Here is a 25,118-nt window from a genome sequence, read left to right as displayed (position 1 = left end):
TAGTATATATGTGTAACACTATCACACATATTCTCACCCAAAAGCGAGTGTATAAATGTGATATAATACACACTTTTTATAGAACCAAATATAATTGATTTTCTCACAATTTCAATTCGTTATTATTTTTTAATCAATTCCCTCATAGTCTCCATCTGGATTTCCATTTTTTGTATGATGGCCTCTTTCTGGGCAAGTTCTTCTTTTAGGGCTTTTTCGCGAATGGTTTCAAAACGATAGGGCAGATATTCGCCCAATTGAGCGATAAAATTGTGTTTCAATGCCAGGCTTAGTTTCCATAAAACGGCAAACTGCAGCGTATCTCTTTTGCAATAGGCTGTCAGTCCTTTGGGGCGTATGTTCAGTGCTCTGGCTACATCTGCTTTGGTTACAAGCTGCTGTGAAATGTGGTAATTGATAAAATTCCCCACCTGCGGGTACTGATCGCCCCTGTCGAGGCTGTGTTTTTTATTATTGTCTGTCATTATAGTCATTTTTTAAATAGTTTATACCCGATAATAGTGATCAAACCACCCCATTATGCACCCCTATACTCCCTAAAAGCAGTACCTATACTGCTATTTATAGGGTGTATGGGTACTATAAAGTAGGGGTGTTGCTCCCTTAAAAGAGGGACTATACTCCCTAAATGAGGGAAGTTTGACCCTTATTTGTAGGGGGCAAAGGGTGTTTTTGTGGGTGTACTATTACCCTAAAGCACCCTTATTAGTACTGGAAAACACGCCTCATAGGTCGTTTTTTGATTCACTATTTCGGTAAAAAAAGCCCCATAGCATAATGGGGCCAGTTTAGCATTGCAACGGTTGTTATTGCACGGGTACAGGAGGTGCTGCAGTAGTTCCTGTACTGCTATTGCTTGGGAAACGTTTTTTGAGTTGCTCGACTATGCTGTCGGCACCCTGAACTCCGGCATCGGCTGCCGACCCAAAGGATTTGTACAATGCGAGTGCCACACTGTAGGCCTCACTTCCTGCCAGCATTTTAGTGTCTTCAATACGCTCACAAAGCTGGTTTGCCAATCCCGAGATTTCATCCAGTTGCGTAAAAAGTGTTAAATCACTTTGCATATTCGCCACCGAAAGATAAGACGGAACTAGTGTGGGGTTGTTGACACCCGCATTAATAGCATCTTCGGTAAACGCCTTGTTGCTGACATCAATAGTGATTAATGATTTTCTCTCATCGGCAGTTAAACCCACCAAAAAAGGAAGATTGGTTAGAATAGTTTGGAAAGCGGCTTTGACTGCCGTTACCTGTGCTGCCGTAGCAGTTGCGTTTACGCGATTGTTAAGCAAATTTGACATAAATAGTTTTTTTATTGGTTATTGTAATAATGGATTACAAAATCAAAGCTAAATAATTCTTACTTTTTTACATAGTGTTTTTCTTTCATTATTTGTGTATTTTGTTAAATATATAGGTAAAGTACTATTGTGGTAGTTTTGAATAGTGAGTTTTTTATTGCAGAAGTGGTTTATGGAGGTGGTATGAGAAATACCGAGAAATATAAAAAATTAATCGCAAAGGATTACCATAGAGAATTTCCGCAATATTGTCATCCCGAGGAACGAGGGATCTCCATAAGTGGCTCGACAAGCCTATTATAATTGCATTTTTTTTAATTAGGATTGCTTCACTAGTTGGAATAACCAAGATCGTGGAAGTGGATTGCGGAGATCTCTCCTCTGTCGAGATGACAATATTGGGGGAATTGGATTGTGGAAGTGAATTCCTCGAAATGGTTGAAAATTTGGTAATGAAATCGTATCTTTAATGAAATAAAAACTATTAAATCAGACTGTAATGGAAGTAAGAATACAAACGCGTAACGAAGAACTAGCCAATGGAATTTCACATGCTCTTGGTGTGCTTTTTTGTTTAATCGGAATGCCATTCCTTCTTATGAAATCAAGCGGACAGCACAATTTAATTACCGAATCTTCCGTTATTGTTTTTGGAATAGGAATGTTATTGGTGTATTCCTTTTCGTCTTTGTATCATTTGGCACAAAAAGAGAAAACGAAACAGTTGCTTAAAATTGCAGATCACATCAGTATTTACTATCTAATTGCCGGAACATACTCACCATTGATGGTTATTTATTTGAATAAAGAAACGGCTTTGGTTTTTCTGGGAATAATGTGGTCAATAGTTTTGCTGGGAACTTTTTTTAAGATTTTTTACGTTGATCGTTTTAAGTTTCTTTCTGTTTTGTTTTATTTATTGATGGGCTGGATGATCGTTTTTGTGATAAAGCCGTTGTGGGGAGTTATTCCTTTATCGATTTTTTTGTGGATACTTGCTGGAGGATTGAGTTATACTGTAGGCGTTTATTTTTATGTAAAAGGACATAAAAACTACTTTCATACTGTTTGGCATTTTTTTGTGCTTTTAGGTACCGTATTTCACTATGTAGCTATTTTGGAAAGTTTGTAAACTGTCTTTTATAATTAACAATATCGACCGTAAAGAATATTATTTTAACATTTTTTTAAATTTTAGTAATCCTTTAACTTTCTAATCTAACAAATAACTTATATTTGTAAATCCCGATAAAAATACTTTTTTCAGGGATGAAATACGGAAAAATTCAATAAATTACCTTGAAATCGTACGTAATGTTAAAAAATTGAGGTAAAAATAAATAAGTATGAAGTTTATAAAAGTAATTGTTTTAGCGTTTGTTTTTTGTAGTGTTAGTGTTTTTTCTCAAGAAAAAAACATTAAGCATTCAATAGAGAAAGGAGAAACAATTTCTAGTATTGCTCAAAAATATAATGTTTCCATTGCTTCTATTTATAAGCTAAATCCCAAAGCTAAAAAGACATTACAACTCAATCAGGTTTTATTAATTCCAAATTCTGAATCTAAAAAAACGAATGATTTAGTAGTTATTGATTCTGAAAAAGCAACAGAAATTAATCACCAAGTATTACCAAAAGAAACATTATACGGAATTACCAAGCAATTCAAAACTACTACAGAACTGCTTTATAAAGCCAATCCACAATTAGAAGCTGAAGGATTAAAAGTTGGACAAACGATTGTTATCCCATCGAGTTTGACCAAAAAAGAAATAGCAAGTCTGTCAAATGCAAAAACTCAAGAGGTAGTTGAGACAGTAGAATCAGCGACAACTCCTTTGACGCACCAAGTAAAGCCTAAAGAATCGTTGTATGTAATTGCCAAAAAGTATGGTATTTCATTAAAAGAAATCCAAAATGCCAATCCAGAGATCGGAAAGAAGGGGTTAAGCATTGGGCAGACAGTTGTGATTCCAAGTAATGGAAAAGCACCTCAAGATGAAATTGTCGTTGAAGAAAATAAGTCAAAATCAAAAGAAAATAATGTTGCAGAGAATAAAGTAACTGTTTCTGCTGTTGCTGAAAGTGGTACGAAAGAAAAAGAAGTAAAAACAGATTCTCAAATTCAAACAACAGAAATTTTTCATGAGGTTTTGACCAAGGAGACTAAATATGGTATTGCCAAGAAATACGGAATCACTGTAGCAGAATTAGAAAAGCAAAATCCCACTATTAAACAAAAATTATTGGTAGGTTCAAAATTGAGTATTCAAGTGCCTAATGATAAATTGGTACAACCGAGTAAAATTGACGTGGTAGAATCTCAAGTGAATTCAGAGCTTAAGGATACAATAAATGCAACATTTAATGTGTCAAATGTAGATTTGATCGATCAGTTGATACAGACTGCATCCGATAAAATAGGGACAAGATATAGAAGCGGAGGAACCACAACTGCTGGATTTGATTGTTCTGGGTTTATGTGTTCTACATTTGGGAATTTTGATATAAAATTACCTCGATCTTCAATTGAACAATCAAGTTTTGGCGAAAAAGTAGAAACGGAGAAGGTACAAAAAGGAGATTTGATTTTCTTTAAAACCAATGGCAGACGTCATATTAATCATGTGGGAATGGTTATTGATGTTGTAGATGATGAAATTAAATTTATTCATTCGTCTACACACTCAGGAGTGATTATTTCTTCTACCAAAGAGCCTTATTATCAACGAAATTTTGCACAGGTCAATCGAGTAATCAAATAGCTTATAAAAAGAATAATTTAATGGAACTCTTAAGGAAACTTAGGAGTTTTTTTATTATTTAATATCTCGGTGTAAAGAGTATTATTAGCCATTTTCAAAAAAAAGTATATCTTTAGCCAACCAAAAAATAAACCTATAAAAATGGAAGAAAACAAACCAGAAGAATTTAAAAGAGAACTCGGATTACTAGACGGAACAATGCTTGTCGTTGGATCAATGATTGGATCAGGGATATTTATTGTGAGCTCGGATATGGTGCGTCAATTGGGTTCTGCCGGCTGGCTGATTGCAATGTGGGTGCTTACTGGATTTATTACCGTGATTGCCGCCGTTAGTTATGGCGAGTTGAGCGCGATGTTTCCCAAAGCTGGCGGGCAATATGTTTACATAAAAGAAGCTTACGGAAAACTGATTGGGTTTTTATATGGTTGGAGCTTTTTTGCCGTGATACAAACAGGTACAATTGCTGCTGTGGGTGTGGCTTTCTCGAAATTCGCCGCTTATTTGTATTCTCCTGTGAGCGAAAAAAATATTATTTATGAATTGGGCGATTTCAAACTGAGTGCTGCCCAAATCGTTTCGATAATCACCATTATTTTATTGAGTTATATCAATAGTCGTGGTGTGAAAAATAGCAAGATTTTGCAAACTGTCTTGACAGTTATTAAAATTGCTTCGATTTTTGGATTGATTATTTTCGGATTCGTGGCTGCCAAATCAGAAGTTTGGCACGCCAACTGGGCGAATGCCTGGACTTCTCAATCATTGGATGTCGAAACGGGTTCTTGGCTCCCAATTAGTGGAGTGGCCTTGATTTCGGCAATGTCGGCGGCATTGGTGGGTTCGTTGTTTTCTAGTGTGGCATGGGAAGGTGTGACTTTTATCGCTGGCGAAATCAAAAATCCAAAACGCAATGTCGGATTGAGTTTGTTTCTAGGAACCTTGATTGTAAGTTGTATTTATATTTTGGCCAATATAATGTATTTGGCGGTGGTTCCTTTGCAGGATATTGCTACGGCAGAATCTGATAGAGTGGCTGTTGTGGCATCACAAAATATTTTCGGAAATATCGGAACATTAATTATCGCCTTGATGATTATGATTTCGACTTTTGCCTGCAATAATGGTTTGATTATGACTGGAGCAAGGGTTTATTATACGATGGCACAAGACGGTTTGTTTTTTAAAAAAGCTTCTCATTTGAACAAGGCAAGCGTACCGGCTTGGGCATTGTGGGCGCAGTGTATTTGGGCTTCGGCCTTGTGTTTGACTGGAAAATATGGTGATTTGTTGGATTTTGTTGTGATTATCGTTTTGGTGTTTTACATTCTGACAATTTACGGAATTTTTATTCTTCGCAAGAAAATGCCAGATGCTGAAAGACCATATAAGGCTTTTGGTTATCCGTTTTTGCCAGCACTTTATATTCTTATTGCCAGTGCCATTAGTATTGCTTTGTTATACACAAAACCCAGCACTTGCGGTTGGGGTGTTTTTATAATGTTGATTGGAATTCCGATTTATTATTTGACTAAATCTAAGGAATAGGTGTTCAGATTTCAGATTTCAGATTTCAGAACACAGAATTCAGAACACAGAATTCAGATAGCAGTTTGCAGTACTCAGAATTCTGGAGAATATTGAATTAAGATACTTAAATGATGTTTAAAGAAAATCCGTCTCCCACGAGGCGGATTTTTTTTGTTTTATAAAACAGAAAACCCGTTTTGATGAACAAAACGGGTTTTTCTAGTGTAGTAAGCACTTATTTAATATTAGCAAACAGCGTTTTCTAATACTAACTCTTCATTAAAAGGAAGATTCCAAGCTTCGGCTACTCCTTTGTAAAGGATTTTTCCGTTAGCAATGTTTAATCCTTTTTTTAATTCTTCGTTTTCAGCACAAGCTTTTTGCCATCCTTTGTTTGCTAATTGTACAGCATAAGGTAAAGTAGCATTTGTAAGTGCTAAAGTTGAAGTATAAGGTACTGCACCTGGCATATTAGCCACGCAGTAGTGTACGATATCGTCAATGATGAAAGTTGGGTTTTCGTGAGTTGTAGGAGTACAAGTTTCGATACAACCTCCTTGGTCTACTGCTACGTCAACAAGAACTGTTCCTGGACGCATTAATTTTAGCATATCACGAGTAATCAAGTGAGGTGCTTTTGCTCCTGGGATTAATACAGCACCAACAATTAAATCAGTATCTAAAATTGCTTTTCTGATGTTATAGTCGTTAGACATTTGAGTCATAACGTTTGCAGGCATAATGTCATCTAATTGACGTAAACGTGGCAAACTCACGTCCATGATAGTAACTTGAGCTCCTAAACCAGCAGCCATTTTCGCAGCTTGAGTTCCTACGATTCCACCACCAAGTACTAATACTTTAGCAGGAGGAACACCTGGAACACCACCTAGAAGAATTCCTCTTCCTTTTAATGGTTTTTCTAAGTATTTTGCACCTTCTTGAATAGACATACGACCTGCTACTTCAGACATTGGAACTAATAATGGTAAACTACGGTCTGTTTTTTCAACAGTTTCGTATGCCAAACAGATAGCCTGACGCTCAATCATTGCATGAGTTAATGGCTCTGATGATGCAAAGTGGAAGTATGTGAAAAGTAATTGATCTTTTTTAATAAGTGGGTATTCTGAAGCGATTGGCTCTTTTACTTTGATAATCATTTCAGCGATACCGTATACCTCTTCGATAGTAGGTAAGATTACAGCTCCGGCTGCAGCATATTCTTCATCAGCAAAACCGCTTCCTTCACCTGCAGTTGCTTGAACATAAACACTATGACCGTTATTTTTCATCTCAGCAACACCTGCTGGAGTTAGAGCAACACGATTTTCGTTATTCTTAATTTCTTTTGGTACACCGATTATCATAACTGTTGTATTTAGTGATTGATTTAAAATTCAATTACAAATTTAGCAGATAAAGAAAAATTTTGTTCGTAGTAAATGAAAATAGGAAAATATTATTTTTATTTAGTAATTTAGCATGAAATATTTCTTTTTTTGATGCTTTTTTTATTTGTAAAAAGAAAATTAATCGGATTATTTTGTTATAAATCAATTTTATTAAACCTCTTTTTGTTATGATTTTAGATGAAAACGACAGAAAAATATTGCGCCTCCTGCAGGAAGATGCGCATTTGACATTAAAAGACATTTCAAATCGAATAAATCTTTCGTTGACTCCGGTCCATGATCGAGTGAAACGTCTTGAAAAAGAGGGTATTATAGAACGATATGTTTCTATTTTGAACAAGAAAAAACTAGGTAAAAACCTAACGGTTTACTGTCAAGTGACCTTGGTGAAACAAACTTTTGATATTTCGGATAGTTTCAATCAGGCGATACTAAATTTACCCGAAGTGGTAGAGTGTAATTTTGTCTCTGGAAGTTTTGATTATATGCTCAAAATTGTGTTGCCCGATATGGAAAGTTATCATCATTTTCATCAAATGAAATTGTCTATTTTACCAGAGGTGTCTTTGATTAACAGTTTTTTTATTATTTCGGAAGTGAAGAGTACGACGGTTTTGCCAATTTAGATTTTTGGATTGTTAGATTATTGAATTTTGATTTTATTGTGAGCTTCTTTTATGATAAAAAGTTGTCGCTTAGTGCGTGAAGGATAGCAGCAAGCTACCGAAGTAGCGCGGATAGCCTGACGCCGTTGAGGAAAGGAGGCGAATAACCGCTCCGATAAATAGCCTCCTTTTCTCAACGGGGGCACGCCCAAAGAGATTTTAGATTTTAGAGAAAATAAAAAATCCGCCTCGTTAAAAAACTTGGCGGATTTCTGTTGAATCCAGGCTGGGGTACATTTATTATCTAAAAAACTAAAATTAAAACTAAAAGAGCGATACCCAACCTGTAAATCTAAATGCTAGTAATATGTAAAGCGTCTTACTTTGGCAATATATTTGGCTAGTCTAATAACTTGGTGACTGTAACCATATTCGTTGTCGTACCAAATGTAAAGAACTATGTTTTTTCCGTCTTTGGAAACGATGGTGGCATTGCTGTCATAAATTGAAGGAGCCGAAGTTCCCACAATATCAGACGAAACCAATTCGTTATTCAATGAATATTTGATTTGCTCTACCAATTCACCTTCGAGTGCATATTTTTTCATAATAGCGTTGATGGCTTCTATCGAAGTTTCTTTTTTTACTTCAAGATTCAACACGACCAAAGAACCATTTGGAACTGGTACGCGAATGGCATTTGATGTTAATTTACCTTCTAGAGATGGCAATGCTTTGGCAACTGCTGTTCCGGCACCAGTTTCGGTGATGACCATATTGAGTGCTGCTGCTCTACCACGGCGGTATTTGTTGTGCATATTATCAACCAAATTTTGGTCATTCGTGTACGCATGAATTGTCTCTAAATGCCCTTTTACAACACCCAAAGTGTCTTCAATCGCTTTTAGAATTGGAGTGATTGCATTGGTAGTGCATGAAGCAGCCGAGAAAATATCTATTTCGTCTGGGTTGTATTCGTTTTGATTGACACCATGAACGATGTTTGGAACTCCTTTTCCTGGAGCAGTAAGTAACACTTTATCAACTCCTTTTGAAACTAAATGACGGCTTAATGCTTCTTTAGTTGTGAAAGCGCCTGTGTTGTCAATTACTAAGGCGTTGTCAATTCCGTATTTAGTATAGTCAATTTCCTCTGGAGTGTTTGCTGTGATGATATGAACGGTAGTACCGTTGATGATTAAGGCATTGTTTTTAGTATCAGCAACAACAGAACCTTGGAAATCTCCGTGTATGGAATCATAGCGTAATAATGAAGCTCTTTTTTCTAGGCTTGTAGCATCATTTTTATCTCTGGTAACGATGGCTCTCAAACGCATTTGCTCTCCTTTTCCTGTTTTGGACATTAGCTCTCGTGCCAATAAGCGCCCAATACGACCAAAACCATAAAGAATTACATCTTTGGGTTGGATTTCTTCTGAGAATTTAGCTTCTTTTAATTTGTCTAAAACAAAATGTCTTGCGTCTGGGTATTTTTCATCTTCTAAACGGTACTCGTAAGTAAGTTTTCCAATATCCAATTTTGATGGTGGTAAATCCAAAGTAAGAATTACATTGGCGATTTCAACAGAATCTGAAACTGAAATCGGTTTGCCCACAAATTTACCTGCATATTCATGTAAGTTGATAATTTCGCTTACGTTTCTATCTATTAATTGATTGCGGAACAAAACCAATTCAATTGATTTGTCGTACCATAAATCACTAATAATTTTAATTAATTCTACTCCTGAACGTCTTCTTTCGGCTTGAAACGAAACCTCTTTTTCGTATAAATCCATGTTATTCATGTTGAAAATTTGTATTGGTAATTGATGCAGTTTTTTAAAATTTGGTGCAAAAGTATATATTTCAATCGATTTCGTAACTTTTTTTAAGTTTTTTTTGAAATAAAAAAAAAACCGACTTGTATTTACAAATCGGCTTTAAATTTATTGTTTTAACTTTTTAGATAATGATTCTCATGACCTCTCCGTTTTTATTTATCATTTCGATACGGATACTTTGTTTTTCGTCTTTATTATTCAAAAGTTTAGAAACCGCTTCTACATTCGTTGCTTTGACATTGTCAATGCTTAAAATGATGTTTCCGACTAGTTCATCAGTATATTGTGCCAAGTTTTCATTGGAAATGGATTTGATTTTTACACCATAATCCAATTTGAATTTCTTTTTGTCGGCAGCTTCAATATTTTCCAGTTCGATTCCTTTGAATTCGGTGCTAAAGTTTTCGTTTTTGCTCAATACAACAGGAACAACTATATTTTTGCCATCTCTTATGATAGTTACCTGCACTTTATCATTCGGTCTTTTGGTATTTACATAACCAGAAAGGTCGGCAAAAGTGGAAATGTCCTGATTGTCTAATTTGATGATGATATCTCCTTTTTGCAATTTAGCGTTGTAGGCACCTGAGTTTTTGCTTACTTTGTTAATGTAAAAACCTTGTGTTTGTGAAATACCCAATTCTTTGGATGCAGTTCCGTTTAGTTCACCACCTTCAACTCCTAGAATTCCTCTTTGTACATTTCCAAATTCCATGATATCCTCGATAATTTTTCTAGCATTATTGGATGGAATCGCAAACGAATATCCTACATAAGAACCGGTCATTGACGAAATCATAGTATTGATTCCAATCAATTCGCCACGTGTGTTTACTAGTGCGCCTCCGCTGTTTCCTGGGTTTACCGCAGCATCAGTTTGTATGAAAGACTGAATTCCTCTTGTGTCTAGGTTTCTGGCTTTGGCCGAAACGATTCCAGCCGTCACAGTCGATGTCAGATTATATGGATTTCCAACTGCCAGCACCCATTCGCCGACTTTAACCGAATCGGAATTGGCAAATGTGGAATAAGGCAGTTTTTCATCGGCATCAATTTTTAGTAGAGCAATGTCCATTTTTGAATCGGTTCCAATGAGTTTTGCTTTGTACGTTTTTTTGTTGTTTAACGTGATTTCAATATCGGTAGCGTCTTTTACCACGTGATTATTGGTTACGATATATCCGTCTTCAGAAATAATGACGCCCGATCCAGTTCCAACTTGTTCTTGCTGTTGCTGTCCGCCATAACCGTAAAAGTATTCCATTATAGGATTTGAAATCGTTCTTACTGATACGTTTTTTACGTGTACCACACTGTGAATGGTTTTGTCTGCGGCGACTGTAAAATCAACATTTTCGGCGCCTAAACTTGTTTGCCTACCGTAGGATTCAGGAGCAAGTGTTGTAATTCCGGTTTTGTTTGAAGAAAAATAACCGTTGCTGTCAAATAACAATTTGTATGCGCCAAGGGTTGTTGCTCCACTCAACAAGGATACCAAGAATAATTTTGAAATTTGTTTCATTTTTCTTTTCGTTTTTATTAGTTATTTGATTACGAATTTAAGAGGTTTTTTTTTTCGGGCAATATGGTTTAACGCTCTTTAACAATGATTAACAATTCATTAATAGTTTGTACTTTTGTATGACTAAAATGGAAATAAAAATGCAACTAGAATTTTATAAATATCAAGGAGCTGGAAACGATTTTGTTATGATTGACAATCGTTCCGGATTTTTCCCAAAAGAGAATACGCAATTGATTGAACATCTTTGTGATAGACGTTTTGGCATAGGCGGAGACGGACTTATTCTGCTTGAAAATGATACGGAAACTGATTTTAAAATGGTGTATTACAACTCCGATGGGAATCAAAGTTCGATGTGTGGTAATGGAGGACGTTGTTTGGTGGCTTTTGCCAAAGATCTGGAAGTGATTGAAGATAAAACGACTTTTATTGCTACAGATGGTTTGCATCATGCGTCATTTGAAGATAATGGATTGGTTTCTTTACAAATGATTGATGTTCCAACTATAGATATTAAAAAAGACCACTCTTTCTTGAATACAGGTTCCCCACATCATGTTCAAATGGTTGAGGATTTAGAGCATTACAATATAAAAGAGGAAGGTGCTGCGATTCGTTATGGTGAATTGTACGGCGCGGCAGGAAGCAATATTAATTTTGTAAAAAAAATAGACGATACCACTTTTAGACTTCGCACCTACGAGAGAGGAGTCGAAGACGAGACTTTGGCTTGCGGAACCGGGGCTACAGCTGTTGCAATCGCCATGAATGCTACAGGACAAACGGATGCCACTGCCATTAATATTAATGTTGAAGGCGGGAAATTAGTAGTTTCATTTGATAAAACACCAAACGGTTTTACGAATGTTTTCTTGAAAGGCCCTGCCGAATTTGTGTTTAAAGGGACTATCGATATTTAATTATGAATTACGAAATTATGTAATTCATAATTTGTAATTTCAAATCCATAATCAATTATATAAATGAAGTCAGACATTGTAGCTCAAAATAAAAGTTATGATTTCGCTTTGAGGATTGTTAAAGTTTATAGAGACTTAAGTCAGGAGAAAAAAGAATTTGTTTTGTCTAAACAGTTGTTGAGAAGAGGAACTTCAGTTGGAGCTAATATTGAAGAAGCTAGTAGGAGGTCAATCAAAAGCTGATTTTTTTGCAAAATTAGCAATTGCTTATAAAGAGGCTAGAGAGTCAAAATATTGGATAAGACTTTTGAGAGATTCGTATTATTTAACAATTGAACAATCTGATCTTTTATTGAAAGATGTTGAAGAGCTTTTGAAAATAATTGGATTTATTCAGAAGTCAATTCGTAATTCGTAATTTCAAATTCGTAATTATTTATATGAAAACATTAAAAGGCGATACTATTTACATCCGAGCACTTGAACCCAATGATTTGGAGTTTATTTATGCCATAGAAAACGACCAGAGTATTTGGGAAGTAAGCAACACGCATACGCCTTACAGTCGGTTTTTGGTGAAGCAGTATTTAGAAAATGCCCATCAGGATATTTATGAAGCCAAGCAACTGCGATTGGCAATTTGTCAAGGTCAAGATTTTCCGGCTTTGGGGTTAATTGATTTATTTGATTTTGATCCCAAGAATAATAGAGCAGGTGTTGGGATTGTGATTCAGGGCGAAGAGAATAGAAATCAGAATATTGGCTCGGAAGCATTGGACATGCTTATTCAGTATGCTTTTTATAATCTTAATTTGCATCAATTATATGCAAATATTGGATGTAAAAATAAGGCTAGTATTGCACTTTTTACTAAATTTGGTTTTGAAAGAATAGGAGTCAAAAAAGATTGGACCTATGTAAATGGAATTTACAAAGACGAAGCAATTTTTCAATTAATTAATAATCACACGAGCGACAGCGAACTGGCGCAGTAATTTAAATTTTTTTATTTTGAATCTAAAAAAAATAGTATCATTAGTATCCGTTGCATTAATTTCAATATTAATCGTTTACGGGTTTGTTTTGATGTATCAAATTTTTAGTGGGAACACAAAATTTGAAGAAAAGGAGTTGTATGTCTATGTACCAACAGGATCCGATTATGAACAAGCAAAGAAAATTATTGCTCCTTATGTAACAAATATGGATCGTTTTGAAATGGTAGCTGGTAAAACTAGTTACCCTGAAAATGTAAAAGCAGGTCGTTTTTTGCTTAAAAAAGGAATGAGCAGTTATGATTTGGTTAAAACGATGCGGATTAATGATCCTGTAAGTCTGGCTTTTAATAACCAAGAACGCTTAGAGAATTTTGCTGGTAGAGTCGGTTCTCAAATTGAACCAGATAGTCTGGAATTATTGAAAACATTTAAAGATTCTATCTTTTTGAAAGAAAATGGTTTTACTGATGAGAATGTTCTAGTCATGTTTATACCCAATACCTATGATATTTATTGGAATACTTCGGCAGAGAAGTTTCGAGATAAAATGATTAAAGAATATCGTAAATTTTGGAATAAAGAAAGAACGGCTAAGGCTGCTGCACAAGGTTTAACACCAATACAAGCCACAATTTTGGCTTCGATAGTGCATAAAGAATCAGTTAAGAAAGACGAAAGACCGAGAATTGCAGGTGTTTATTTGAATAGAATGAGACTCGAAATGCCTTTGCAGGCTGATCCAACCGTGATTTTTGCGATGAAAAAGAAATCGAATGATTTTAGTCAAGTTATCAAGAGAGTTTTTTATAATGATTTGATTATGAAGCATCCATATAATACGTATGTGAATATTGGTCTTCCTCCGGGGCCAATTGCAATGCCTGATATTACGGCTCTTGAAGCGGTTTTGAACCCAGAAAAACACAATTATATCTATTTTTGTGCAAGTGTAGACCGTTTTGGATATCATGAATTTGCGGCTACATTAGCCGAGCATAACGTAAATGCCAAAAAATATTCAGACTGGATTATTAGTCAGGGAGTGGAACGATAGTTTTTTTATATCGTAATATTTAAGGAAAGCTTCAAAATTGTTTAAGAACAGTTTTGAAGCTTTTTTTTGCCTTTATCTTTTTTCTTGTAAAATTAAATTTCACATAAAATGATGTTATGAAAATGAGATTGCATGAGGGATGGAAATGGCATCTCCCGATTTAGAAAAACAAGGCTTTTTAGCCGTAGTTTTTGTTAATCGGGAATATAATGGACAGCCCTCCCGATAGCTATCGGGATTCTAGTCATGCCTAAAAAATCAATATATTACTTAATAATTCTTATGTTTTTATTTCAAACGTTATCGTAAAATGATGATTTTGTAATCATTTGAGTGTTATTTTACTTTTTCTAGACGTTTTTACTTTTTTTAAACAGGAATAAGCTTATAAATAACGGTCTGTTATTTTATGTTTTTTTAATTTTTTAATTTTATTTTCAAAACTAGAACACCCGCATAACTAGTGACTTATGAACCATAAGTTTAAAAAGTTGATAAGTTTAAAGCCTTGATTTTCAGCTTTATTTTTTAAGTCGTATCTTTGGGCATAGAAATTTCTTAACGGGACAGCGTTTTGAAGAAAACCCAAATATGATAAAAAAATGGTATTTTTACACTGGTTTGATTGTTGTTGTAGCTTTTTTAAGCTACGGATTTAAACCCTCCAAATTAGAATCTACCCCATGGTTTCTAATTAACGAAACAGATGATACATCCTACTTATTACCATCTTTAAATGTGAACGATTATACCAATTCTGAGATTCCCTATACTGGAACCTTTTTTATTGGTTATAAAGAAGCAATCGGCTTCAAAGAGTCACAAGGAAAATACAGAAAAATTAATTCTCTTGGCTATTTAGGAAAATACCAATTTGGTATTGAAACTTTAAAAACTATTGGTGTTCACAATAGTAGCGCTTTCCTTAACAGTCCACGAATGCAAGAAAAAGCTTTTATTGCTCTTTTATCCAAAAACAAATGGGAGTTAAGAGCGATTATTGAAAAGTATGAGGGAACTGTTCTAAACGGAACTCGTATTACTGAATCTGGAATTTTGGCAGCGGCGCATCTTGCTGGTGTGGGTTCTGTTAAAAAGTATTTCAGATATAAAGGGAAGCGGTTTTTTAGAGATGCTTATGGTACTTCATTAAGAAGTTATTTGGTGCGATTTGGAGGTTATGATACTTCCTTTATTGTAGCAGACAGTACAGCAAGTGTAATTTAAATTTTCTTGAATCTCAATTTATTATTAAGAGGTGGTTTGAAATTAATTTCAAACTGCCTCTTAAATTTTAATCTACATTCGCAATAATTTCTCCTTTCGGATTTATTTTTAATTTAATTGTTTCGTTGTCTTTTTTGAGTTTTAAATTGTATTCTTTTTTTGTAACATCTCCATTTTCTTGTGTGTAGAGATACTTGTCATTTACAATTTGCCAACCCGGATATGCTTTGTATACAGAGTAAATAACAGGATGAGGTAACATAGTATCAGTATATTTTTCTATAACACTGGTTAGTTTGCCATTCATGTCATAAGTTGCCGATAGTGTTCCTTTTTTCGTAGATAAAATGACAAGGTAGTTTTCATAACCCTCATAGTCTTTCCCTAAATCATAAGCTACAAATTCTTTCTCAAGTTGATTAACAGTAATGTCAGGATTTTTGTCAGGTAAATAATAAGAAAAATCTTTTCCTATATTTTTAATAACAATCTCTGGTAGGTCCACTGTACTCATATTACCTTCAGTATTAACGTCTCCTATCTTATTTTGAGAGTATAAGGTAATATGCATTCCTAAAACTAATGCAATAATTAAAACTGCTTTCATAATATTCTATTTTTATATTAATATTCTATTTTGAAATATTATTTTAAAAATAAATGCCAAGGTTTCTTCGTTGTTGCTTCCCCTTTTTGTTGTTTTATTTATTTTAGATACTTCATATAAAAGTAATTTAATTGTAATGCGCAGATTGTTAAGTATTTGTTTTTGCAGTGTTAATTTTTAGACACCTTTTATTCAGATAGAATGTTATAATATTCAGTTCTAAAGTCGTATACCCAAATTTTAAGTATAATTATCCAAAAGTAGGATTATATAGAAACATAATTTTGAATAAAAAAGAGGCGTTGGTTGCTAGTTTCGACTATCGTTGGTGATTTACTTTTATTATGGAAAAGCTATGTATTGAAAAATTTAGTTTATGTAAAAAAAATATTTTCTGGAAATTCTGTAAAATAGTGATTGGTTAATTTGTAAAAAAAAAAATGAGATTTCGTATATTATAGTTTCTTTACAACGTCTATTCTTTATGAGGAAGATATAGAGCTTGTTTCAGTTTTACAAGGTAATTTCAAAGGGGAATACTTCATTAATAAGGTTTCTGATTCGATGGATATCATTTGTATTAATGCAAAAAGTACTGTAAGTTTAATTTAAGTTTTCCTGAATCTCAATTATTAATAAGAGCCGATTTAAAATTAATTTCAAATCGGCTCTTTAATTTTGGTTGTATTTTAATTTTGTTTAGATTTTGGTCAAGGGCATTACTTTTTTACTAATAATGTCTCCTTTGGGATTTACTTTTAGTTTAATTGTTTCGTTACCTTTTTTGATTTTTAAATTGTATTCTTTTTTAGTAATATCACCATCTTCCTGTGTATAAAGATATTTGTCATTTACAATTTTCCAACCGGGATATGATTTGTATACTGAGTAAATAACCTCTTTAGGCAGCATAGTATTGGAATACTTTTCCACAACGCTTGTGAGTTTGCCGTTCATATCATAAGTTGCGGACAATGTTCCTTTCTTCATTGATAAAATGACAAGATAATTTTCGTATCCCTCGTAATCTTTACCTAAATCATAACCTATAAATTCTTTTTCCAGTTTAGTCACAGTCATGTCTGGGTTTTTGTCTGGCAAGTAAAGTGAAAAATCCTTTCCTGCATTTTTAATTACAATTTCTGGGAGCTCTATTGTGCTCATAGTTCCTTCACTATTCAATTTGTCCGTTTTATCTTGAGAAAAAGAGGTGAACTGTATTCCTAAAAGCAGCACTATTAACATAGTTGTTTTCATAATATTCTTTTTAAATTAAAATTATATTTGAAAATTAAGAGTTAAAATAAAAATAAGGTTTTTCGTTGTTTCTTCCCCTTCTTGTTGTTTTATTTATTTTAAAAGCTTTATATAAAAGTAAGTTAATTATAATGTATTGATTGTTAATTATTTACTTTTACATTGTTAATTTATAAAGACTTTTTATTCAGATTTTAACTTATAATGTTGATTTATAAAGTATTACATCGTGATTTTGAGTAAAATTATCCAAAGATAGGATTATAGAGAAAGATAGTTGGGGTTCGAAAATTGGTGCTGTTCGCTATTTTGAAGTGAAGTTGATGATTTGCATTTATTGTTGAAAGTTATATGAAAACAGACAAAAATAAATTTTAACTATTGGTAAAGTTCAGGAAGGATTTTTAAAAATAAAATGTATTGAGTTACATTTTTAAAATTCATAACTATCAGTATTTAAAGTTGTTTTTAAAGTACTGATAGTTTAATAATGAATTTCCTGATTTTTGATTGTAAATTTTTTAAATGTGGATTTTATGAATCTATTAAAATTTCTAAAATTTGAATAGCAGCTTCACTTATTTTGGTTCCAGGTCCAAAAACGGCTACTGCTCCAGCATCAAATAAAAATTGATAGTCTTGTGTAGGAATGACCCCGCCCACAATGACCATAATGTCTTCTCTTCCGTATTTTTTTAGTTCTTCAATTACTTGCGGAACCAATGTTTTATGGCCAGCTGCGAGTGAGGATACGCCTAATATATGAACATCGTTTTCTACTGCTTGTTTTGCTGCTTCGGCTGGGGTTTGAAATAGTGGGCCAATATCCACATCAAAACCCACATCGGCATAACCAGTGGCAACTACTTTGGCGCCACGATCGTGACCGTCTTGTCCCATTTTGGCAATCATGATTCTTGGTCGGCGCCCTTCTTGTTTGGCAAAGGCATCTGCTAGTTGTTTTGCTTTTTCAAAGCTTTTGTCGTCTTTCATTTCTTTGCTATATACACCGCTAAAAGATTTAATTTGTGCTTTATATCTTCCGAAAACAGTTTCCAATGCATCACTAATTTCACCCAATGTGCAACGATTTCTCGCAGCTTCAACGGCAAATTCCAATAAGTTTCCTTCTCCTGTTTGAGCACAAAGCGTTAGTTTTCGAAGTGATGCTTGTGCTTTGTCAGTATCCCTGGAGGCTTTAATTCGGTCTAATTGTTCTAGTTGTTGTTGTCTAACCATTTGATTGTCTACATCTAGAATTTGCAACGGGTCTTCTTTTTCCAAACGATATTTGTTTACACCAACAATGATATCTTGGCTACTATCAATTCGGGCTTGTTTGCGGGCTGCTGCTTCCTCAATTCTGATTTTTGGAATCCCGGTTTCAATAGCTTTGGTCATTCCGCCTAATTCCTCTACCTCTTCGATAAGTTTCCATGCTTTTTCGGCAATTTCATTAGTTAAGCTTTCTACATAAAAACTGCCTGCCCAAGGATCAACTGTTTTGGTAATTTTGGTTTCTTCCTGCAAATAGATTTGGGTATTTCTGGCAATTCGGGCCGAAAAATCGGTAGGCAAAGCAATCGCTTCGTCCAACGCATTGGTATGTAAGGATTGTGTTCCTCCAAAAGCTGCAGCTGTGGCTTCAATACAAGTTCGAGCAACATTGTTGAAAGGGTCTTGCTCCGTCAAACTCCAGCCTGAGGTTTGGCAATGCGTTCTCAATGCCAATGATTTATCATCTTTTGGGTTGAATTGTTTTACCAGTTTTGCCCAAATCATTCTTCCAGCTCTCATTTTGGCAATTTCCATAAAATGATTCATTCCGATGGCCCAGAAAAAAGATAGGCGGGGAGCAAAATCATCTATTTTCATTCCAGTTGCTAGTCCAGTTCTAATATATTCTAATCCATCTGCGAGTGTGTAGGCCAATTCAATATCGGCAGTAGCTCCGGCTTCCTGCATGTGATAGCCAGAGATGGAAATGGAATTAAATTTAGGCATTTTATTGCTTGTGAATTCAAATATATCGGCGATGATTTTCATCGATGGAGTAGGTGGGTAAATATAGGTGTTACGCACCATAAACTCTTTCAAGATATCGTTTTGAATCGTTCCCGAAAGCTGTTCCGGTTTTACACCTTGTTCTTCGGCAGCCACAATATAAAAAGCCATAATTGGTAAAACGGCACCGTTCATGGTCATCGAAACTGACATTTCGTCAAGCGGAATCTCGTTGAACAATACTTTCATGTCTTCAACAGAGTCTATGGCGACTCCCGCTTTTCCAACATCACCTACTACTCGTTCGTGATCCGAATCGTAGCCTCTGTGCGTGGGTAAATCAAAAGCGATGGAAAGTCCTTTTTGACCTGCAGCCAAGTTTCGTCTGTAAAAAGCATTACTTTCTTCTGCCGTGGAAAACCCTGCATATTGTCGTATTGTCCAAGGTCTGCGCACATACATAGTGGCGTAAGGACCGCGCAAGTTTGGTGCAAATCCAGCTCCAAAATCAAGATGCTCGATGGTTTCGATGTCTTTTTCGGTGTAGGTTTTGTGGAGTTCAATTCCTTCAGCGGTGAGGAAATTTTCAGTCTGCAATTTAGTTTCTGCAGTATGAAAATCATCTTTAAGTGTGATATGTTGTAAATCTTTTCTTTTCATTTTTTTAGTCTTTAATCACTTTAGTTAGTAAACCAAATTGATTTTTATTGTTTTCGGAAGACTTAATATTGCAATCGGATTACTCATTTGATAGTCGTTCTTGTTCCAGTTTTTCTGCCAAACGTTTTTCAATTATTGGAGTAATCAATGTTTTTCTAGGCTTTATTTTTGTAAAAGGAAATAATTCCAAGTCCTGTTTCATTTTGTCATTTTTGTTGGGATATTTATTGGTCCCTAACAGTGTTTCCTTTCCAGAATCGAACAAAGTTTGCTCGGCATTGGCACTTTCCTGAATTTTTCTTTTAATAATGCCTTCATTGAGTTGTTTTAAAAAGCCACCATTGGCTTCAATATCTTTGAATAATGATAGTGCTTTTTCGGCTAATTGATTGGTTAGGCTTTCTATATAATAACTACCGTCTGCAGGATTGTCCACTTTGTCAAAATAACTTTCCTCTTTTAGAATCAGCAATTGATTTCGCGCAATTCTGTCGCCAAATTCATTGTCCTTATGATACAACGCATCATAGGGTAAATTAGCAATGGCGTCTGCTCCGCCAAGAATGGCGCTCATGCATTCGGTAGTTGTGCGAAGCATATTGACATTATAGTCGTAAATGGTTTTGTTGCGTTTTGTTGGCGTAACCAACAAATGACATCCCAAATTGTGATTGTACTCTTTAGCTATGCTATTAAACAATATTCGAAAAGCACGCAGTTTTGCAATTTCGAAAAAATAATTGGCGCCGACCGAAATTTGGAAAACAATAGGTTGATTTACATTAGATATTCGGTTGAAATATTCATTGGCATGTGCAAGGCTATAGGCAATTTGTTGAACCATATTGGCACCCGCGTTCTGATACAAACCACCGTTGATACTTATGATTGAAAGAGATGCCGTTTCTTTGGAAAGTATGTTTAGGGTGTCAAAGTTGTTTTTTTCAGGGGTATTATACCAATTTCCGTCTTTGGCTAATTGTCCGATTGGATCTAAAAGACAATAAACAGTTGCTTTTTTTGTTTTTGCAATAGTGTCAATCTTTTTAACGAAATCGATTGAGATAAATTGGAAATGAAAGTAAATGGTAATTTTTTCTAAAGGAAGTTTTTCTAATAATTTAGTAATGTTTATGCTTTCTTCTGGAATCGTAAAACGTACACTTTCGGCACCACGATTTATGGTATCCAAAGCTTTTTCAATTGATTTTTCTATATCAAAAACAAAGATATTTTGGCAAATTTTGAATTGCGTCGCTTTTGTGTCAATGGAATATCTTTTAGTGAAATCTTCTTTGTCATAAAACGGCTTTACTTTGATGTCCTCGGGAGAATTCCAGATCAGAGTTTCATTATAATCGGCTCCTTTGAGTTCAAATTGAATTTTTTGTTTCCAAAGTTTAGCGGAAACAGGGCTGAAATCGTCGAATAAATTCTTGGCCATTTTTTAATTGTAATTAGTTTTGTAATGCGATAAGACTACTTTTTTTTGAGGGTATCACCATCAAATTCGATGATATAAATATCTTCACTATCTTTTTTCATATAGTATTTTTCACGAGCATATTTTTCGATTTGCAAAGGGTTTTTCAATTGCTTGATGTTTTCTTCATCTTTTTTTATTTCGCCTTGATAATAAGTGGCATTATCTTCAAGCTCGTCAATTTGCTTGTCTAAAAAACGATGTTCAAAATAGGAGTAATTATCCAGGAAAACCATCCAAGTTAAAAATGATAACGAGACCCAAACGTACTTGTTACTTAAGAATTTAAACCAAGATTTGTCTTTAAAAGGGTTTTTCATTGGGAATGTTTTTTGCCTTATTTTAATGGAAAATTTTTAGTTTGTTTTCTAACAGTTTGATTTTTATGTAAAAAAAACAAAGATTTATTGTGTTTTATGCACGTATAAAATTACAACAAAATTATAAAATACGTTGATTAATTACAGCACGAACTACATCAATGGCAACGGTGTTGAATTTGTCGTTTGGAATTATAATATCAGCAAATGCTTTTGAAGGTTCAATAAATTGCTCATGCATTGGTTTTAGAGTGTGTTGATAGCGGTTTAAAACTTCATGCATGTCTCTACCACGTTCTGCAATGTCTCTTTTCATGCGTCGAATTAAGCGTTCGTCCGAATCTGCGTGAACAAAAATTTTGATATCAAAAAGATTTCTCAATTCTGGATTGGTTAATATTAAGATTCCCTCAATAATCATAACTTTTCTGGGATGTGTAACAACGATATCGTCCGTTCTGTTGTGTTGTACAAAAGAATAAACGGGTTGGTTGATTATATTTCCGGCCTTTAATTCTTTAAGATGTGCTACCAATAATTCAAAATCAATAGCCCTTGGATGATCAAAATTGATGTTAGAACGATCTTCGTAACTCAGATCGTGAGTTTCTTTGTAATAGGAATCTTGAGCTATTATCCCAACTTCGGCCTCGGGTAATTCGTTCATAATTTGATGTACGACTGTAGTTTTTCCTGATCCTGTTCCTCCTGCAATTCCAATGATGAGCATAAAATGGGTTTGTTATGATTTAGAGTGTAAAAATAGTTTTTTTTATGATGTGAATAAAATGATTTACTCCACAAAAAAAGCCGAACATTGCTGTTCGGCTTTTTTGTCGGGGTGGCAGGATTATCCGCCTATTCCTTAATTCGTTGATTTTATTGGTGTTCTCAAACACTTTTCCAAAAAGGGCAGCCGAATAGGTCTCATTTAAAATGACTTACTTTGTATCCCTTTGTAGTCTTGATCGATTTAATCTCAGTCAGTCAATGTACTTTTATATCCGTAAATGTATTAAAAATGGTATTAAAACACAAGTAAGAAATAGTTTTTTCTACTTTATTTTTAAATTTTTCTTTTGGTATGGATGGGACTACAATCGAACACTTCATATCTCTATTGACATTTTTTGAGAGTTTACAATAGTAGTTTAAGATGTTGTTATTTCGTGTCTGATGGAAATAAAAAACTAAAGAAAATTTGTATGTGGAGCTTACTTTTATGGAGAAAGAGGCTCCGCAAACCTTATTTTAATCCCAGTAATGACAGGTTTTAATTATTCATAGTCAAAATTCACCTATGGTGTTTGATGATTTGCGGAGAAGAGACTTTCCTTATATTAATCCCACCGGTATTATAATTACTTTGCGGTATAGTTATTGTTTTGATGTTAATGGTATAATTTTATCTAAACCAGACTCTAGTAACATTTCTTCCATCATAATTTCATATATATCCACTCCCTCTTTCTCACATACATCAAAGCATTCATTCATTAATTCATTTCTCAACTCAGCATCTTCTTTATTATAAGAAGGTGTGTTTGTAGTAAAGTTAATATAATCATTAAAATCATCATCAGGATGAAAACTTAATCCCTCGGCAGTCAATTGTTTTGCAAATTGCTTAACATCTTCTATTGTTAGAATCTTGGTTATCATAATGTTTCTTTTATGTTTATATTAAAATTACTGTATGACAGTAGATCTAGATATTGATTTACTGTGATACGAATTTAACGAATTAATTTATAAAATCGTATACTATCCAGTTATAGTGAGAAAATTTTTATTTTCTTTTACCGTTTCGTTTCTTCATTTCTTCTTTTTTAGCTTTGTATTTTACTTTTGTAAATTCTGAAATAATTTCTTTTGCTGCTAATTTACAATAGGCTTCATATTTTTCTATTTCAATGCCGTCAGAAGCTTCTTTTATTATTGCATTGGATAACCTAGGCTCTATACGCTGAATCGTTATCATGTGAAAATCCGCAATTATCCATTTTGCGAATCCTAATCCTTTTTCCTTCTCTTCTTCAGCAGACAGGATGGTTTTAGTAGCAGATTTTACTTTTGTTTTAATAATTGCTTTTAATTTTCCATAAAAATACTCCGGATCAGAGTATTTGTCATTTATTATTGTGTAAATGCTTTTGGCCAGTTCTGTTCTTGTATATGTTTTCATAAATTTAATTTATCTGTTTTGTAATTTTCCTTTGTTTTGATCAATAATTCAATTTGGAAATGATAATTTTAAAGTGCTAAACTTTTACTATTGTATATGATAGATTTTAACCAGCCACTAAACTCTGTCGAAAACTGAATTATTAAAGTGGAATAAATAAATTTGTCCTCGACTGTAATGGAGTAAAAAATAATTTATTTAAATAGTGGCAAGTTTTTATTGAACAATGCCAAAATACTGATTAATTGTTCTTTGTAAAGCAGGCTGGTATTGAGCAAAGATTGCTATTATCTTGTTTCCATCGGTCTGACAATCTATTTCATCATCATTATATAAACTGTGCCAGATAAGGTCGCTTTCTATTGAGTTATCTGCAGACACACCTAAGGTGTCGGTATCATAGGATGTAATATGACCGCGGTCATAGATAATACGTTTATAAATTTTTTTTCCTAAACCTAAATTCCGATATTTTACAGCCAGTCCCGGACCCGGATAATGTACACGATTATTATGTAGATGAAGTGCTTGGACGCTTAAAGTCAGTTCGTTAAATTTCTCCTGCGGATCACCAAAAATTGTATTGTGATATATTTTTTTAATATTTGGATCTGTCTCATTTTCTAAAATTCCAACTAAAGTTGAATAATTATTTTCGATATGAGCTGGTAAAACAAGAGAATATCTTGTCATGTTATCAAAATCTTCTATTTCCAGCGGAAGATCCTGCCAAGTTAATTCCCTTAAATATTCCTGTATTTCGCCAACCAGCGGATTAATTCTTTCAAGATTTGATTTTATGAGCGCTGCTCTACGTAGTCTTTCACTTGGCATATTGGTGATGATTTGTTAAAAAAATAAAATTGGACGGCCGAATCAGCTTCTTTTCTAAGAATCTTTTGACTTTTAAGATGTATTCCAGAAAAAGCTTTTCTTTAATTATCTTGTGAAATGTACAATTACTTCATCATCTGTATTTGTGATTATCTCACAATTCGTAAAACCTATTTTTGCTGCCCAGCGTCCTGTGGGTGTTGAAACAGCGCTTTGAGTTGGAGTAAATTTCTGGAGGTTTTGTTTGAATATAAGGAGATTACTGGACATGCCATTTTTAAAGTCTTTAAACTCACCTCCTTTGTGCCAGCTTGCTTTTATCACATAAATCGGATGATGTATATTTATAAAGTCAAACACTTTTTTAAAAAATTGAAGACCCAGTCCCATATTGTAAAATTCTGGATTGAAAATTTTTATAATACTCACAAAATCACCATACTTATTACCCGATCCTTCGGCTGTTCCAATATGAACATTAGATTCATCTGTAATATCATACGAAATGTAATCATTGTTTTTACTTAGAAAAGTTTGATTGTATATTAATTTCATTTTGT

At 34.1% G+C, this 25,118-nt stretch carries 23 protein-coding genes and 1 pseudogene; 9 read left to right on the top strand and 15 right to left on the bottom strand.

All coding sequences use genetic code 11. The features are described from left to right. Positions 1 to 122: 122 nt before the first annotated feature. Positions 123 to 485 carry a hypothetical protein gene (locus KZH69_RS17750; RefSeq protein ID WP_173503759.1) on the bottom strand — a complete coding sequence of 121 codons (363 nt, stop codon included), beginning with the start codon at positions 483 to 485 and terminating at the stop codon, positions 123 to 125. A 342-nt stretch (positions 486 to 827) separates the two neighbouring features. Next, a complete protein-coding gene (locus KZH69_RS17745) occupies positions 828 to 1,325 on the bottom strand; it encodes a hypothetical protein (protein ID WP_219318822.1) in 498 nt (165 codons plus the stop codon). Positions 1,326 to 1,824: 499 nt separating this feature from the next. Between KZH69_RS17745 and trhA the strand changes: the two genes are divergently transcribed. From trhA to KZH69_RS17730, 3 genes are all read left to right on the top strand, one after another. Beyond that, positions 1,825 to 2,457 carry a PAQR family membrane homeostasis protein TrhA gene (gene trhA / locus KZH69_RS17740; RefSeq protein ID WP_111411223.1) on the top strand — a complete coding sequence of 211 codons (633 nt, stop codon included), beginning with the start codon at positions 1,825 to 1,827 and terminating at the stop codon, positions 2,455 to 2,457. Between the two features lie 214 nt (positions 2,458 to 2,671). After that, on the top strand, positions 2,672 to 4,090 hold the full coding sequence (locus tag KZH69_RS17735; RefSeq protein ID WP_219318821.1) for a C40 family peptidase: 1,419 nt from the start codon (positions 2,672 to 2,674) through the stop codon (positions 4,088 to 4,090). A 141-nt stretch (positions 4,091 to 4,231) separates the two neighbouring features. After that, on the top strand, positions 4,232 to 5,638 hold the full coding sequence (locus KZH69_RS17730) for an APC family permease (RefSeq protein WP_219318820.1): 1,407 nt from the start codon (positions 4,232 to 4,234) through the stop codon (positions 5,636 to 5,638). Between the two features lie 227 nt (positions 5,639 to 5,865). On the opposite strand, the gene ald is transcribed toward KZH69_RS17730, so the two are convergent. After that, positions 5,866 to 6,990: an alanine dehydrogenase gene (gene ald / locus KZH69_RS17725; RefSeq protein ID WP_219318819.1), complete on the bottom strand. Its 1,125-nt coding sequence runs from the start codon at positions 6,988 to 6,990 to the stop codon at positions 5,866 to 5,868. 212 nt (positions 6,991 to 7,202) lie between these two features. Between ald and KZH69_RS17720 the strand changes: the two genes are divergently transcribed. Then, positions 7,203 to 7,661: an Lrp/AsnC family transcriptional regulator gene (locus tag KZH69_RS17720; protein WP_077370209.1), complete on the top strand. Its 459-nt coding sequence runs from the start codon at positions 7,203 to 7,205 to the stop codon at positions 7,659 to 7,661. A gap of 338 nt (positions 7,662 to 7,999) precedes the next feature. Here KZH69_RS17720 and KZH69_RS17715 read toward each other — a convergent pair whose 3' ends face one another. Both KZH69_RS17715 and KZH69_RS17710 read right to left on the bottom strand, forming a co-directional pair. Next, positions 8,000 to 9,448 (bottom strand): glyceraldehyde-3-phosphate dehydrogenase, encoded by a 1,449-nt coding sequence (locus KZH69_RS17715; protein ID WP_219318818.1) that lies wholly within the window; start codon positions 9,446 to 9,448, stop codon positions 8,000 to 8,002. A 157-nt stretch (positions 9,449 to 9,605) separates the two neighbouring features. Continuing rightward, entirely contained in the window at positions 9,606 to 11,006 is a 1,401-nt protein-coding gene (locus KZH69_RS17710) for a trypsin-like peptidase domain-containing protein (protein WP_219318817.1), read from the bottom strand. A gap of 140 nt (positions 11,007 to 11,146) precedes the next feature. Between KZH69_RS17710 and dapF the strand changes: the two genes are divergently transcribed. From dapF to KZH69_RS17685, 5 genes and pseudogenes are all read left to right on the top strand, one after another. Then, on the top strand, positions 11,147 to 11,929 hold the full coding sequence (dapF, locus tag KZH69_RS17705) for a diaminopimelate epimerase (protein ID WP_219318816.1): 783 nt from the start codon (positions 11,147 to 11,149) through the stop codon (positions 11,927 to 11,929). 63 nt (positions 11,930 to 11,992) lie between these two features. Next, positions 11,993 to 12,347 (top strand): annotated as a pseudogene (locus KZH69_RS17700) (four helix bundle protein). Between the two features lie 22 nt (positions 12,348 to 12,369). After that, a complete protein-coding gene (locus tag KZH69_RS17695) occupies positions 12,370 to 12,924 on the top strand; it encodes a GNAT family N-acetyltransferase (protein ID WP_219318815.1) in 555 nt (184 codons plus the stop codon). A gap of 16 nt (positions 12,925 to 12,940) precedes the next feature. Continuing rightward, the gene (mltG, locus tag KZH69_RS17690; protein ID WP_219318814.1) at positions 12,941 to 13,981 is read left to right on the top strand and encodes an endolytic transglycosylase MltG; all 1,041 of its coding nucleotides are present in this window, start codon (positions 12,941 to 12,943) and stop codon (positions 13,979 to 13,981) included. 591 nt (positions 13,982 to 14,572) lie between these two features. Beyond that, on the top strand, positions 14,573 to 15,208 hold the full coding sequence (locus KZH69_RS17685) for a peptidoglycan-binding protein LysM (RefSeq protein WP_219318813.1): 636 nt from the start codon (positions 14,573 to 14,575) through the stop codon (positions 15,206 to 15,208). A 67-nt stretch (positions 15,209 to 15,275) separates the two neighbouring features. Here the strand turns inward: KZH69_RS17685 and KZH69_RS17680 are convergent, their stop codons facing one another. The 10 genes from KZH69_RS17680 to KZH69_RS17635 all read right to left on the bottom strand — a co-directional run bounded on the left by KZH69_RS17680 (position 15,276) and on the right by KZH69_RS17635 (position 25,113). After that, positions 15,276 to 15,815, bottom strand: a complete 540-nt coding sequence (locus KZH69_RS17680) for a hypothetical protein (protein ID WP_219318812.1) — start codon at positions 15,813 to 15,815, stop codon at positions 15,276 to 15,278. A gap of 699 nt (positions 15,816 to 16,514) precedes the next feature. Continuing rightward, positions 16,515 to 17,072: a hypothetical protein gene (locus KZH69_RS17675; RefSeq protein ID WP_219318811.1), complete on the bottom strand. Its 558-nt coding sequence runs from the start codon at positions 17,070 to 17,072 to the stop codon at positions 16,515 to 16,517. Positions 17,073 to 17,606: 534 nt separating this feature from the next. Beyond that, complete coding sequence (gene scpA / locus KZH69_RS17670) at positions 17,607 to 19,736, bottom strand: methylmalonyl-CoA mutase (RefSeq protein WP_219318810.1); 2,130 nt, start codon at positions 19,734 to 19,736, stop codon at positions 17,607 to 17,609. 79 nt (positions 19,737 to 19,815) lie between these two features. Next, the gene (locus tag KZH69_RS17665; protein WP_219318809.1) at positions 19,816 to 21,180 is read right to left on the bottom strand and encodes a methylmalonyl-CoA mutase subunit beta; all 1,365 of its coding nucleotides are present in this window, start codon (positions 21,178 to 21,180) and stop codon (positions 19,816 to 19,818) included. 35 nt (positions 21,181 to 21,215) lie between these two features. Further along, a complete protein-coding gene (locus tag KZH69_RS17660) occupies positions 21,216 to 21,539 on the bottom strand; it encodes an FtsB family cell division protein (protein ID WP_219318808.1) in 324 nt (107 codons plus the stop codon). A gap of 121 nt (positions 21,540 to 21,660) precedes the next feature. After that, positions 21,661 to 22,269 (bottom strand): uridine kinase, encoded by a 609-nt coding sequence (gene udk / locus KZH69_RS17655; protein ID WP_219318807.1) that lies wholly within the window; start codon positions 22,267 to 22,269, stop codon positions 21,661 to 21,663. A 647-nt stretch (positions 22,270 to 22,916) separates the two neighbouring features. After that, positions 22,917 to 23,201, bottom strand: a complete 285-nt coding sequence (locus KZH69_RS17650; protein ID WP_219318806.1) for a hypothetical protein — start codon at positions 23,199 to 23,201, stop codon at positions 22,917 to 22,919. 127 nt (positions 23,202 to 23,328) lie between these two features. Continuing rightward, entirely contained in the window at positions 23,329 to 23,724 is a 396-nt protein-coding gene (locus KZH69_RS17645) for a hypothetical protein (RefSeq protein ID WP_219318805.1), read from the bottom strand. A 216-nt stretch (positions 23,725 to 23,940) separates the two neighbouring features. Then, the gene (locus KZH69_RS17640; protein WP_219318804.1) at positions 23,941 to 24,558 is read right to left on the bottom strand and encodes a hypothetical protein; all 618 of its coding nucleotides are present in this window, start codon (positions 24,556 to 24,558) and stop codon (positions 23,941 to 23,943) included. 105 nt (positions 24,559 to 24,663) lie between these two features. Next, a complete protein-coding gene (locus KZH69_RS17635) occupies positions 24,664 to 25,113 on the bottom strand; it encodes a hypothetical protein (protein ID WP_219318803.1) in 450 nt (149 codons plus the stop codon). Positions 25,114 to 25,118: the final 5 nt, after the last annotated feature.

The organism is Flavobacterium taihuense (assembly GCF_019351435.1).
GTDB classification, from domain to species: Bacteria; Bacteroidota; Bacteroidia; order Flavobacteriales; family Flavobacteriaceae; genus Flavobacterium; species Flavobacterium taihuense.
The sequence above is the reverse complement of the archived record's forward strand: the minus strand, read 5'-3'. Positions and strand labels throughout refer to the sequence as shown.